The following is a 12150-nucleotide window of genomic DNA, read 5'->3' as shown; positions in this document are numbered from 1 at the left end:
CGGCCGATACAGTGCTTGCCGCACTTCGTTTCAAGCCCGGCTGAAGTAAGGATACTTACGCAAAGATTCGGGCTGTTTTGCGAGGTTGCGCTGGGCGAGTTCTATCACCGATATCGCTGCTGGATATCGGCGAGATACTCCGCGGAGATGGCGACTGCATCGCATTCGGTGAAATTTTTATGGCGGTCCGATTTCGAAGCGAAGTCGGGAAGTTGAATGGTAGTTGTGCGACACCCGATATCGATAGTTACAGTTAGTTGCTGTAACCCGCTCTGGCCCGGGGGCTGACAAGCGCTCTCGGGCGTCAATCATGGTGTACGGATTACGGCTCATCGCCACCATTGGCGGCCCTGATGCTCGATCAGCTGGCGAGCCTGCTCCGGGCCGTCGGTTCCGGCTGGATAAGGCCGCGGTTTGCGGTAATGGCTCTGCCAGCCACGCAGGATCGGGTCGACCCAATTCCAGGCTGCTTCGACTTCATCTCGCCGCATGAATAGCGTCGAATCACCCTCGATCACATCCAGCAGCAGGCGCTCATAGGCTTCCCAGCGGCGCGTGCTGCTAAAGGCGTGCGCGAGGTTCAAGTCGAGCTCGACAGGTTCCAGTTGCATGCCCTTGCCCGGGGCCTTGGCCATCAATTGCAGGCTGATGCTTTCCTCGGGCTGCAGGCGAATCACCAGACGGTTGACCTCACCCTTGGTGAAGAGCATGTGCGGCACTTGCTTGAAGGTGATGATGATCTCCGAACGCTTCTTAGCCATGCGCTTGCCAGTGCGCAGGTAGAAGGGCACACCGGCCCAGCGCCAGTTGTCGATCTCGGCTTTCACCGCGACGAAGGTTTCGGTATCGCTGTCGTTGTCCACATCCTTTTCGAAGTAGTACGCCTGTACATCGTGGCCGCCGATGCGCCCGGCAGCGTACTGGCCGCGCACGGTCTTGTGCTGAACGTCGTTGCTTGTGATCGGCTTCAGAGCTTCGAGGATCTTTACCTTCTCGCCGCGTATCGACTTGGCGTCGAAGCGCACAGGGGCTTCCATCGCGACCAGACACAGCAGCTGCAGCAGGTGGTTCTGCAGCATGTCGCGCATGGCGCCGGCGTGGTCGTAGTAGCTGCCGCGCTCCTCGACGCCCAGTGTTTCGGCCACGGTGATCTGCACGTGATCAATGTGACCACTGCGCCAGATCGGCTCGAACAGCGCGTTGGCAAAGCGCAGCGCCATGAGGTTCTGCACCGTTTCCTTGCCCAGGTAATGGTCGATCCGGTAGATCCGCGACTCGGGAAAGACGTTGCCGATGGCCTCGTTGATCTCCAGCGCCGACCCCAGGGAATGGCCGATGGGCTTTTCGAGCACGATGCGTGCTTCTTCACCGGCCAGTCCAGCGCTTTCGAGGTTGGAGGCGATGGGTTCGAACAGATTGGGCGCGGTGGCCAGGTAGTGAACGCGAACGCGGCCCTCGGGCTGGCCAAGGTGGTGCGCGAGACGGATGAATTCCCCCCGCTGCGTGGCGTCCATGGAAAAGTAGTCGATGCGCTGGCTGAACGCTTTCCACATGTCGGCCTCGAAGTCCGAGGGCGTGATCTGCGCGCGGATACGCCGCTCGGCCAGGGTCAGGTACTCGGCGAGATCGATGTCCTGTCGGGCAATGGCAAGGATGCGGACATCGTCATGCAGCCGGTTTTCGCGGTGCAGGTAATACAGCGCAGGGATGAGTTTGTGTAGCGCCAGGTCGCCGGTACCGCCAAATACCAGCATGTCGCAAGAAATGGACACAGCGTCACTCCTAGAAGGTGAACGGACGTCGATTGACGTGTCGCTTGAAACTGACTGCATTGGCAAGGCCGCGTTGAAAAACGGCTTCGAAATGCTTATTTACAGGCAGCGTAAACTGCGTTTTCGCGGTCGTTTTGGCCTTGTTTGCTTGCCTCGCTTACGTTTTAAACGGCACGTAGGTGGGCGATACTGCGAGGCTTGTAGTATAACTACAAGCCCACTACAACCCAGCCGGCATGACGGATGCGAGCGCACCCGCAGCGTTCGACCACTCTTGCCAGGTTTTGATCATAGCGAGTCCGCCACGTGAACCTGCTGCAACACATCGCTCAATCGAGAAGCTCGTTACGCAAGTCGGAACTGAAAGTCGCCGACCATGTACTCCTCGATCCCGCGGCGGTGATGCACAGCTCGATGGCCGATCTGGCCCATGTTGTGGGCGTCAGTGAGCCGACCATCGTGCGCTTCTGCCGCGCCATCGGTTGTCTTGGGTTTCAGGATCTCAAGTTGAAACTGGCGCAGAGTCTTGCGGCGGGAGCCAGCTTCGGCCAGTTCGCTATCAGCGAAAATGATTCGGTCACCGACTTCGCGCTGAAGATCTTCGACACCACCCTGCATACCCTGATGGAAGTGCGCGAAAAGCTCGACTCCGATGCGCTCGAGCGCGCGGTCGCGGCCATGGCCGTGGCTGAGCGGGTGGAGTTCTATGGCTTTGGCGCCTCGGGCGCGGTCGCGACAGACGCGCAGCACAAGTTCTTTCGTCTGTTGCTGAGCGCGGCGGCCTATTCCGACCCGCACATGCAGGCGATGTCCGCCGTGACGCTCAAGCCCACCGACGTGGCGATCTGCATCTCCCAATCGGGCCGCTCCAAGGACTTGCTGATCACCGCCAACGTGGTGCGTGAATCCGGCGCCACGCTGATCACCCTATGCCCGAGCCAGACACCGCTGGCGGAACTTGCGACCATCAACCTTGCCATCGACGTGCAGGAAGACACCGAAATCTACACGCCGCTGACTTCGCGCATCGCCCATCTGGTGGTGATCGACGTTCTGGCGATGGGCGTTGCCATGGCGCGCGGGCCGAGCCTGGTCAACCACCTCAAGAGCGTCAAGCGGAGCCTGCGCAGCCTGCGGCTGTCACCCAAGTCGGTCAAGTCGCACGAAGACTGAGCCGCGCTGACCGTTCGGTCTGCAGTCATCAGTCCGTCATCTTCCTGACCTCATAGCGTCACCCAAGCCTTCGATGCTGAGCCTCCCAGTACTTCACTATTCGGGAGAACAGCATGCCTCAGCCTCGTGATGCCTACGTCAACCTCGACGCCCGTGCCCGCCGCAAAGTGCAGGACGAACGTCGCATGCACTTCCGCCGCGCCATCGAAAGCTACGACGAGCAGCGCCAGCTGCATGCGCAGCTGATGGAGTATCCCGATCTGTCGATGATCAGTCCGCTGCTGGACGGCTTGCCGGCACGCCATCAAAGCGGGCAGCCAGCGCACTGATCTGCGCACGCTCTTCTCGGATGAAGGCAAAGAACGCCTGGGCGACGGGGCTCAACCGTTTGCCGCGCGGGTGCACCACGCACCAGCTTCGATAAAGCGGCAGCTCCTGAACGGGTAGTTCGCGCAGCAGCCCGTGGGCCAATTCGAGGTGCACGGCGTGGCGGGGTATCAGTGCCAGCCCCAGCCCCGCCACCACGCTCTCGCGTAGCGCGTCGAGCGAGGCGACCTGTACGGTCTGGGCGAAATGCGCGCGCTTCTGCCGCAGGTAGTCCTCGCCGGCCTTGCGGGTGCCCGAGCCTGATTCACGTATCAGCAGCGGATAGCCGGTCAGGTCCTGCAGGGTCAGTTGGGTTGCTGTGCAGAGCGGATGATCCATCGGCGCCACGGCGACAATCGGATTGTCGAGGAAGGGCAGGAACTCCAGGTCCATATCGGTTGGCACCTGCGACATGATCAGCAGATCATCGCGGCTTATCGACAAGCGCTTGACCGCCTGCGCGTGGTTGACCACGACCAGTTCCAGGCTGACTTCCGGGTGCTGCCGTTTGAATGCCGCGAAAAGATGCGGCGTGATGTACTTGGCGCTCGACTCGACGGCGAGATTCAGCTGCCCCTGTAACGAACCCTGCAGATCCGACAGCTGCATATCGAGGCTATCGAGCCGCCCGAAAATGTCGGTACTGGCGCGTTGCAGCGCTTCGGCTGCAGCGGTCAGGTAGAGTTTTTTCCCCAGATATTCGAATAGAGGCTGGCCAATTAGCTCTTCGAGCTGGCGAATCTGCAGGCTCACGGCGGGCTGGGTCAGCGCCATTTCCTCTGCTGCCCGGCTGTAGGAAAGACTTTCGCAAACCGCCCGGAACACCTGTAGCTGGCGCAGCGTTATCCGCATCATGCTTTTTCGCATCGTCTGCCCTTCCTTATCCGCCCTCGCATGCCTGTTGCAGCCTTGGCTGTAGCCCTTGCCAGCTGTGCGTTTGCGCGCTGGTATAAGTAATTACTTATCCGCAGTCAAACTATTATTCATTTTCAGTAATCATGCTGGCGGGCGTAGGGTTTAAAAGCTTGCACCGGGTGCAGGCACTACACGGCCCCTTACGGCGCCTTCTGCTCATCGACCGAGGGAATGACAGCGTGATCAAGAAGCTGCTGATCGCCAACCGCGGTGAAATTGCCGTCCGCATCGTCCGGGCCTGCGCCGAAATGAACGTGCGCTCAGTGGCGGTGTTCGCCGAGCCTGACCGCCATGCGCTGCACGTCAAACGCGCCGACGAGGCCTACTTCATCGGGGAAGACCCGCTCGCGGGCTATTTGAATCCGCGCAAGCTGGTGAATCTCGCCGTGGAGACCGGCTGCGATGCGCTGCATCCTGGCTATGGGTTTCTCTCTGAGAACGCCGAGCTGGCGGAGATTTGCGCCGAGCGTGGTATCCGTTTCGTCGGCCCTAGCGCGGAAGTAATCCGTCGCATGGGTGACAAGACCGAGGCGCGGCGCAGCATGATCAAGGCCGGCGTGCCGGTCACGCCGGGTACCGAAGGCAACGTGGCGAATGTCGAAGAGGCGTTGGCTGCGGCAGAAGACCTAGGTTATCCGGTGATGCTCAAGGCCACGTCCGGCGGCGGGGGTCGAGGCATCCGTCGCTGCAACTCGCGCGAAGAACTCGCCCAGGCCTATCCGCGGGTGATCTCAGAGGCGACCAAGGCCTTCGGTTCGGCCGATGTATTCCTCGAGAAATGCATCGTCGAGCCTAAGCATATCGAGGCGCAGATCCTCGCCGACTCCTTCGGCAACACCGTGCACCTGTTCGAGCGCGATTGCTCGATCCAGCGCCGCAACCAGAAACTCATCGAGATCGCCCCCAGCCCGCAGCTCACGCCCGAGCAGCGCGCCTATATCGGTGATCTAGCGGTTCGCGCAGCCAAGGCGGTGGGTTACGAGAACGCCGGCACTGTGGAGTTCCTGCTCGCCGACGGCGAGGTGTACTTCATGGAGATGAACACTCGCGTGCAGGTGGAGCACACCATTACCGAAGAAATCACCGGTATCGACATCGTCCGCGAGCAGATCCGCATTGCCTCCGGCCTGCCGTTGTCGGTCAAGCAGGAAGATATCCAGTACCGCGGCTTTGCCCTCCAATTCCGCATCAACGCCGAAGAGCCGCGCAACAACTTCCTACCGTGCTTCGGCAAGATCACCCGTTACTACGCCCCCGGTGGCCCGGGCGTGCGCACCGATACGGCGATCTACACCGGTTACACCATTCCGCCGTACTACGACTCCATGTGCCTGAAGCTGATCGTCTGGGCGCTGACCTGGGAAGAAGCGCTGGCTCGCGGCTCCCGTGCGTTGGACGACATGCGCGTGCAGGGCGTGAAGACCACGGCCACCTACTACCAGCAGATTCTCGCCAATCCGGATTTCCGCAGCGGCCATTTCAATACCAGCTTCGTCGACAACCATCCGGAACTGCTGAACTACTCGATCAAACGCAAGCCGGGCGAGCTGGCCCTGGCCATCGCTGCCGCCATCGCCGCCCACGCAGGACTGTGAGGAACGAACCATGACTGCTCAGAAGAAAATCACCGTTACCGACACCATCCTGCGTGACGCCCACCAGTCGCTGCTGGCCACCCGCATGCGCACCGAGGACATGCTGCCCATCTGCGACAAGCTCGACCGTGTCGGCTACTGGTCGCTTGAGGTCTGGGGCGGCGCCACCTTCGATGCCTGCGTGCGCTTTCTCAAGGAAGACCCCTGGGAGCGCCTGCGCCAGCTCAAGGCAGCGCTGCCCAACACCCGACTGCAAATGCTGCTGCGCGGGCAGAACCTGCTGGGCTATCGGCATTACGCTGATGACGTGGTCGAGGCCTTCTGCGCCAAGGCGGCCGACAACGGCATCGACGTGTTTCGCATCTTCGATGCGATGAACGATGTGCGAAATCTGGAAACCGCCATCCGCGCGGTAAAGAAGACCGGCAAGCACGCCCAGGGCACCATCGCCTACACCACCAGCCCGGTGCACACCGTCGAACTGTTCGTCGAGCAGGGTCGAGCGATGCGTGACATGGGCGTCGACTCCATCGCAATCAAGGACATGGCCGGCCTGCTCACGCCGTTCGCCACCGGCGAGCTGGTGCGCGCGCTGAAGGCCGAGATCGACCTGCCGGTGTTCATCCACTCCCACGACACGGCCGGTGTCGCCAGCATGTGTCAGTTGAAAGCCATCGAAAGCGGCGCCGACCATATCGACACCGCCATTTCCTCCATGGCCTGGGGCACCAGTCATCCCGGCACCGAATCCATGGTCGCCGCGTTGCGTGGCACGCCCTATGACACCGGCCTCGATCTGGAACTGCTGCAGGAGATCGGCCTGTACTTCTATGCGGTGCGCAAGAAGTACCACCAGTTCGAAAGCGAGTTCACCGGCGTCGATACCCGTGTGCAGGTCAATCAGGTACCGGGCGGGATGATTTCCAACCTGGCCAACCAGTTGAAGGAGCAGGGCGCGCTCAACCGCATGGATGAAGTGCTGGCCGAGATTCCGCGCGTCCGCAAGGACCTCGGCTACCCGCCGTTGGTAACCCCGACCTCGCAAATCGTTGGCACCCAGGCGTTCTTCAACGTGCTCGCCGGTGAGCGCTACAAGACCATCACTAATGAGGTGAAACTCTACCTCCAGGGCGGCTACGGCAAGGCGCCGGGCACCATCGACGCCAAGCTGCAACGCCAGGCCATCGGCGGCGAGGAGCTCATCGAGGTGCGCCCAGCCGATCTGATCAAGCCTGAGCTGGACAAGCTGCGGCGAGAGGTCGGTGCGCTGGCCAAAACCGAAGAAGACGTGCTGACCTATGCCATGTTCCCCGACATTGGCCGCAAATTCCTCGAGGAGCGCGAAGCCGGTACGCTGGTGCCTGAAGTGCTGCTGCCGATTCCGGATGGCACCACGGCGACTGCCGCAGGCGGGCAGGGCGTGCCGACCGAGTTCGTCATCGATGTGCACGGCGAGACCTATCGTGTCGACATCACCGGCGTCGGCGTCAAGGGCGAAGGCAAGCGGCACTTCTTCCTTTCCATCGACGGTATGCCGGAGGAAGTGGTGTTCGAGCCGCTGAACAACTTCGTCGGTGGTGGCGGCGGCAGCCAGCGCAAACAGGCCAATGGGCCGGGTGATGTCAGCACCAGCATGCCGGGCAATGTGGTCGATGTGCTGGTCAAGGAGGGCGACCTGGTCAAGGCTGGCCAGGCCGTGCTGATCAGCGAAGCGATGAAGATGGAGACCGAAATCCAGGCGCCGATTGCAGGTACAGTCAAGGCCGTCCACGTGGCCAAGGGTGACCGGGTGACCCCCGGCGATCTCCTGATCGAGATCGGAGGCTAACTGATGTCCCTTGGGGAGCCGAAAGGCTCCCTTTTTTTGCCAGTTGAAAGATCCGGGAGGTGTCGATGGGGCTCGACCCAGTAGTGCTGTTCTTCCTGTTCGGCCTGTTTGCCGGCCTGGTGAAGAGCGAGTTGAAACTGCCGCCGGCGTTGTACGAAACGCTATCCATCCTGCTGTTGTTAGCCATTGGATTACACGGCGGCGTCGAGCTGGCAGAGCAGGCCAGCGCTGCACTGCTGGGGCAGTCCGCACTGGTGTTACTGCTCGGCTGCGCGCTGCCGCTGCTGGCGTTCCCGATGTTGCGCCTGCTGGGCTTTTCGCGGGTGGACTCGGCCAGTGTTGCGGCGCATTACGGCTCGGTAAGCGCCGGTACGTTCGCCGTGGTCGTCGCCTACATGCTCGCCAAGGGAATCGATTTCGAAAGCTACATGCCGCTGTTCGTGGCGATCCTGGAAATACCGGCGATCCTCATCGGGATCGTGCTGGCCAAGGGCATCGCCCGCGACACCAACTGGCGTGAGCTAGGGCGGGAAATTTTCCTCGGCAAGAGCATCATGCTGCTGTTGGGCGGGCTGATTATCGGCGCCATCGCCGGCAAGGAAGGCATCAAGCCGCTGGAGCCGTTCTACACCAGCATGTTCAAGCCGGTGCTGGCGCTGTTTCTTTTGGAAATGGGCCTGATCGCTTCCGGTCAGCTTGGTTCGCTACGGCGCTATGGTTTTCGGCTGGCCCTTTTCGGGCTGGGAATGCCGCTGGTGGGGGCGGTCATCGGTGCGCTGCTGGCGCGGTTCATGGGGCTCTCGCTCGGCGGCACTGCGATGCTTGCAACGCTGGCGGCCAGTGCTTCCTACATCGCGGTACCAGCGGCGATGCGTCTGGCGCTACCTGAGGCCAACCCTTCGCTGTCGCTGACGGCGTCGCTGGGCATTACCTTTCCATTCAACATCCTGGTCGGCATTCCGCTGTATCTCGCGCTGGCCGAAACCCTGATCGCCTGGGGGCTGTAGACATGACAACCGCGACCCGAACCCTGCTTACCGTGATCTGCGAGGCGGCGCTGGAAAAGAAGCTGGAGGCCGATCTCGACCACCTTGGCGCCCCGGGCTGGACGTTCTCCGATGCCCGCGGCCGTGGCAGTCGCGGCATGCGCAGCGCCGGATGGGACAACGACGGCAATATCCGCCTGGAAATCATCTGCAACCGGGAGCTGGCCGAGCGCATCGCCGAGCATCTGCAGGCGCGCTATTACGACAACTTCGCCATGGTCTGCTACCTGGCTGATGTCGAAGTACTGCGACCGCAGAAGTTTTAGACCGAACGGGGATCTTGACTGCTCGTTGCCCTGACGCTTGTCAGGGCGGGCAGCGGAGCCGCATGAAACCTAGCGCTCGAGCCGACGCTGGCTGCGCAGTTCCTTGAGGTCGCCTTGGGTGCACGTGAGCGGCGCGGCGCCGGTCAGGTCATAGCAGCGCTGGCCGAAACCCATAGGCCAGTAAATGATGCCGCCCGGTGGCCAGAAGATGGAGGCAACACGGAAGCGCGCGCGCAGTTTGCCCTGCTGCAACAATTCGCCGTTCTCGCTGCTCAGCTTGTAAGGGATGCCGCCCGCTGCGGTCCAGAAGAACGGGCGCGTTTTGACCAGTCCCTGCGAATATTGCTGCGGCCGCTCGTAGACGGCGACCTTGCTGTTCTCAGGCAGCTTGAAGTAGGTCGCGGTGGAGCAGCCGGTGACTGCCATCGCGAGCGCCAGTAGGCCCGCAGCACGTTTGAATATCATCGTTTCATTCCTTGTGGTGACGCCTAGAGCACAGGCCGTGCCCCATAAAGCGGCCGGCACTATACCTGAGCCCTTGGTGAGGGCAAAAACGGGGTGCGAAAGATTGAACATAAGTCCCGCCGCGACCCTGAGCAGTGCCTTGGCCCGGACCGCTCGGCGAAGCGATGTCCGAGATCGGAGTGTTGCCACGCGCCGCCCTGGTGCCTTGTTTTACCGACATCGATGGGCCGCAGGACGCTCAGGCGCACAAAAAACGCGTGCAGGAGGGACATCGGCTGTGATGGTCGCGAGCCGACCGGCGTCTAGTGCCTGTTGGCACGGCGCACAATTGACTCTTCAATGGAACATGCATGCAAAACCTGTTGAGCGAAATCCTCGATGAGGTCCGGCCATTGCTCGGTCAGGGCAAGGTCGCCAACTACATTCCGGCGCTGGCGGATGTGCCAGCCAACCAGCTGGGTATCGCGGTCTACAGTGCCAAAGGCGAGCTGTACCACGCCGGCGATGCCAAGACGCCGTTCTCGATCCAGAGCATTTCTAAGGTGTTCAGCCTGGTCCAGGCGATTCAGCATGGCGGCGAAACCCTGTGGGAGCGGCTGGGGCACGAGCCGTCCGGGCAGCCGTTCAATTCACTGGTGCAGTTGGAGTTCGAGCGCGGCCGGCCGCGCAACCCGTTCATCAACGCCGGCGCCCTTGTGATCTGCGACATCAACCAGTCGCGTTTTGCCGTGCCGGCGTTATCGATGCGTGATTTTGTCCGGCATCTGTCGGGTAATCCGCTAATCGTTTCAGACAGCCGTGTCGCTGAGTCTGAGTATCAGCACCGCGCGCGCAATGCGGCGATGGCGTATCTGATGCAAGCGTTCGGCAACTTCCACAACGATGTCGAAGCAGTACTGCGTAGTTATTTTCATCACTGCGCGCTGCGCATGAACTGCATTGACCTCGCCCGGGCGTTCGGCTTTCTTGCCCGCGATGGGGCGTGCCTGGAGGGCGGTGAGCCCGTGTTGAGCCCGCGGCAGGCCAAACAGGTCAACGCAATCATGGCCACCAGCGGCCTGTACGACGAGGCCGGTAACTTCGCCTACCGCGTCGGATTGCCGGGCAAGAGCGGTGTCGGTGGCGGAATTGTCGCCGTAGTACCTGGGCGCTTCACGGTTTGCGTGTGGTCGCCAGAATTGAATCAGGCCGGCAATTCGCTGATCGGCATGGCTGCCCTGGAGAAACTGTCGCAGCGTATCGGCTGGTCTATCTTTTGAAAGACCGGTGATACCTCATCCATCACTTACGGCCCGTCATCTGCCCGGTGCCTGGCCACATGCGTGCAACGTTCTATCAAACCAACCATAAGAGAGATCGAATTATGAGTCTCGAAGACAAGACGAGTGAAACCGCGCAGGAGGCGCTCGACAACCTGGTGGCGGGGGTCATCCAGTTTCGCGAAGAGATCTATCCGCAGCAGCGCGAGCTGTTCAGCAAGCTGGCAAACGAACAGACGCCGCGGGCAATGTTCATTACCTGCGCCGACTCGCGGATCCTGCCAGAGCTGATCACCCAGAGCTCGCCCGGCGACCTGTTCGTCACCCGTAACGTCGGCAATATCGTCCCGCCCTACGGCATCATGAACGGCGGCGTATCCACGGCTATCGAATTCGCCGTAATGGCGCTTGGCGTTCATCACATCATCGTTTGCGGGCACTCCGATTGCGGTGCGATGAAAGCGGTGCTGAATCCGACCAGCCTCGATGGCATGCCGACCGTCAGGAGCTGGCTGCGTCACGCCGAAGTGGCCCGGACAGTGGTCGAAGAGAATTGCGGTTGTGCCGACCACAATACCCTGGGCGTGCTGACCGAGGAGAACGTGCTGGCGCAGCTCGATCACCTACGAACCCATCCATCGGTGGCGGCGCGGTTGGCCAGCGGGCAGCTGTTCATCCATGGCTGGGTGTACAACATCGGCACCAGTGAGATTCGCGCTTACGATGCCGCGAAAGGCGAGTTCCGCCTGATCGGCGACGGTCCATTGCCAATGGCGACGCCCAAGTCGCGCTACGTCTGACGGAACGCTAGGGCGGTGCCGGTCGCGGATGGGATAGCAATTCTGGCGTGCGATAGCGAATCGGCTGCGTTGACGTCAGCGGAGAGAGGCATCGACAGACTGAGCGCCTCGCGATGAGGCGCAGCGGTGGCGATTACTACTTGTGCAGCACGAACTGACCAGTGAAGCGCACGGCATCGCGACCATCGGCGGCAAGGATGCAGCTATTGAGCGTCAGGCGGGAGCGGCCGCGCCGGCGATAGATCGCTTCGAACCGATTCCAGGCATCGTCAGCAGGCGCGGCGCAGATGGCCGTCGCGTCATCGACTACCGGCAGCGGGTAGTCGATCTGGCCTTCCTGGATCACGATATGACCGTCTTCGATCCCGGCTTCGCGTAGCCGCAGGTGCAGCCAGCCCCAGCCGGCCAACACGGAGGCGCAATAGAGGCTGCCTCCGAACATGCTGCTCTTGTGGTTGATGTTCGCTTGTAGCGGAACCTTCAGACGCAGTTCGTGATTTTCCCAGTGCTCGACTCGCAGGCCCATCGCCCGGGTCAGTGGGATGTCGTGATGCAGAATGGCTTCCAGGTAGCGGCTATCGCGGCTCATGCCGGGTGGTTCCCAAGACGTTTGCAGATACAGGCAGACGCCAAGCATGACTGCTGAGTCACGAGATTGCCAGTTC

At 61.4% G+C, this 12150-nt stretch carries 12 protein-coding genes; 8 read left to right on the top strand and 4 right to left on the bottom strand.

Annotated elements, in window-relative coordinates:
- Positions 1-329 precede the first annotated feature (329 nt).
- A complete protein-coding gene (zwf, locus tag NA619_RS18335) occupies positions 330-1772 on the bottom strand; it encodes a glucose-6-phosphate dehydrogenase (protein WP_255963237.1) in 1443 nt (480 codons plus the stop codon).
- 306 nt (positions 1773-2078) lie between these two features.
- Between zwf and hexR the strand changes: the two genes are divergently transcribed.
- Both hexR and NA619_RS18325 read left to right on the top strand, forming a co-directional pair.
- Positions 2079-2945 carry a transcriptional regulator HexR gene (hexR, locus tag NA619_RS18330; RefSeq protein WP_255963236.1) on the top strand — a complete coding sequence of 289 codons (867 nt, stop codon included), beginning with the start codon at positions 2079-2081 and terminating at the stop codon, positions 2943-2945.
- Positions 2946-3058: 113 nt separating this feature from the next.
- Positions 3059-3274 carry a PA3496 family putative envelope integrity protein gene (locus tag NA619_RS18325; RefSeq protein ID WP_255963235.1) on the top strand — a complete coding sequence of 72 codons (216 nt, stop codon included), beginning with the start codon at positions 3059-3061 and terminating at the stop codon, positions 3272-3274.
- On the opposite strand, the gene NA619_RS18320 is transcribed toward NA619_RS18325, so the two are convergent.
- Positions 3216-4178: a LysR family transcriptional regulator gene (locus tag NA619_RS18320; protein WP_272891821.1), complete on the bottom strand. Its 963-nt coding sequence runs from the start codon at positions 4176-4178 to the stop codon at positions 3216-3218. The genes NA619_RS18325 and NA619_RS18320 overlap by 59 nt on opposite strands.
- A 227-nt stretch (positions 4179-4405) precedes the next feature.
- On the opposite strand from NA619_RS18320, the gene NA619_RS18315 reads away from it, so the two are divergent.
- The 4 genes from NA619_RS18315 to NA619_RS18300 all read left to right on the top strand — a co-directional run bounded on the left by NA619_RS18315 (position 4406) and on the right by NA619_RS18300 (position 8961).
- Positions 4406-5821, top strand: a complete 1416-nt coding sequence (locus NA619_RS18315) for an acetyl-CoA carboxylase biotin carboxylase subunit (protein WP_255963234.1) — start codon at positions 4406-4408, stop codon at positions 5819-5821.
- A gap of 10 nt (positions 5822-5831) precedes the next feature.
- Positions 5832-7649, top strand: coding sequence for a sodium-extruding oxaloacetate decarboxylase subunit alpha (oadA, locus tag NA619_RS18310; RefSeq protein WP_255963233.1), 1818 nt, complete (start codon positions 5832-5834; stop codon positions 7647-7649).
- A gap of 65 nt (positions 7650-7714) precedes the next feature.
- Positions 7715-8656 (top strand): sodium-dependent bicarbonate transport family permease, encoded by a 942-nt coding sequence (locus NA619_RS18305; RefSeq protein ID WP_255963232.1) that lies wholly within the window; start codon positions 7715-7717, stop codon positions 8654-8656.
- A 2-nt stretch (positions 8657-8658) separates the two neighbouring features.
- Positions 8659-8961, top strand: coding sequence for a P-II family nitrogen regulator (locus NA619_RS18300; RefSeq protein WP_255963231.1), 303 nt, complete (start codon positions 8659-8661; stop codon positions 8959-8961).
- A gap of 69 nt (positions 8962-9030) precedes the next feature.
- Here the strand turns inward: NA619_RS18300 and NA619_RS18295 are convergent, their stop codons facing one another.
- Complete coding sequence (locus NA619_RS18295) at positions 9031-9537, bottom strand: hypothetical protein (RefSeq protein ID WP_255963230.1); 507 nt, start codon at positions 9535-9537, stop codon at positions 9031-9033.
- Positions 9538-9776: 239 nt separating this feature from the next.
- Here NA619_RS18295 and glsB point away from each other — a divergent pair, with 239 nt between their 5' ends.
- Positions 9777-10685 (top strand): glutaminase B, encoded by a 909-nt coding sequence (gene glsB, locus NA619_RS18290; RefSeq protein ID WP_255963229.1) that lies wholly within the window; start codon positions 9777-9779, stop codon positions 10683-10685.
- 104 nt (positions 10686-10789) lie between these two features.
- Positions 10790-11485, top strand: a complete 696-nt coding sequence (locus tag NA619_RS18285; protein ID WP_255963228.1) for a carbonic anhydrase — start codon at positions 10790-10792, stop codon at positions 11483-11485.
- Positions 11486-11621: 136 nt separating this feature from the next.
- Here the strand turns inward: NA619_RS18285 and NA619_RS18280 are convergent, their stop codons facing one another.
- Positions 11622-12074 carry a thioesterase domain-containing protein gene (locus NA619_RS18280; RefSeq protein WP_255963227.1) on the bottom strand — a complete coding sequence of 151 codons (453 nt, stop codon included), beginning with the start codon at positions 12072-12074 and terminating at the stop codon, positions 11622-11624.
- Positions 12075-12150 lie beyond the last annotated feature (76 nt).

The organism is Stutzerimonas stutzeri, assembly GCF_024448895.1.
GTDB classification, from domain to species: Bacteria; Pseudomonadota; Gammaproteobacteria; order Pseudomonadales; family Pseudomonadaceae; genus Stutzerimonas; species Stutzerimonas stutzeri_Q.
This window is presented reverse-complemented; position numbering and strand designations above follow the sequence as displayed.